Source organism: Streptomyces atratus (assembly GCF_014648655.1).
In the GTDB taxonomy this organism is placed as follows: Bacteria; Actinomycetota; Actinomycetes; order Streptomycetales; family Streptomycetaceae; genus Streptomyces; species Streptomyces atratus.
In genome coordinates this window covers 1-993 of record NZ_BMRN01000195.1, presented here as the reverse complement: position 1 = coordinate 993, position 993 = coordinate 1, and the positions used below count along the sequence as shown (strand labels likewise).

Below are 993 nucleotides of genomic sequence, written 5' to 3'. Positions count from 1 at the left end.
ACCCAAAGCCACCCCCAAAGCCACCGAGTCGACCCCCTCAACCCCAGGATCCGCATCCACCAACACGAAACGACCCGGATTCTCCGCCTGCGCAGCCCGCACCAAACCCCACACCGGCGCCTGACACACATCCACCCCCACACCACCACCCACAGCCACCGCACCACGCGTCACCACCACCAACGGCCACTCCTCACCCCGACCATCCTTCAACCACTCCTGCACCACACCCAGCACCCCACCCACCACAGACCGCACACCCGACACCACACCACCAGCACCAGCACCAGCACCAGCAGAAACCCCACCCGCACCCACCTCACACACCACCGGACCCGAGACCACACCACCCCCCACAAACTCATCCCAACCCGACCACACCACACCCGCACCCGCACCCGCACCCATCAACGGACGCCACGCCACCTCCCACAACGCACCCGAACCACCCGACGCCCCCAACTGCTCCACCGACACCGGACGGAGAGTCAGGCCGTCCACCGACAGGACCGGAGCTCCGGTCGAGTCGGCAATGGACAGAGAGACGGTGTCCTCACTGGCGCCGGAAAGGCACACTCGCAGCGACGTCGAGCCGGAGGCATGCAGACGGACACCTTCCCAGAAGAAGGGCAGCGCCGGCCGCCCCTCCCCGGCTTCGTCGTTCTCGCCGCCCTGGCCGTGCAGACCCAGGGCATGCATGGTGGCGTCGAGCAGGGCCGGATGAATACCGAACCGTTTGACATCTGCGTGTGCCGACTCAGGCAGTTCGACCTCGGCGAAGATGTCTTTCCCGGAGGTCCAGGCAGCCTTGAGCCCCTGGAAGACCGGGCCGTAGCCGTAGCCGCGATCGAACAAGAGGTCGTACATGTCGGCGACATCAGCCTGTGCGGCGCCCGGCGGGGGCCATGCGCTGAGGTCCACACCCGGCACGGCCCCGGACGGAACACCCAGAACACCATCCGCGTGCAGCACCCACGGCGCATCCACCGCAGC

General features: G+C 67.4%; 1 protein-coding gene. It reads right to left on the bottom strand.

What is annotated here, in order from left to right; genetic code table 11:
• Positions 1-993 (bottom strand): polyketide synthase dehydratase domain-containing protein (locus IEZ15_RS44040; protein ID WP_189282526.1); only part of this gene is annotated, 993 nt, incomplete at both ends.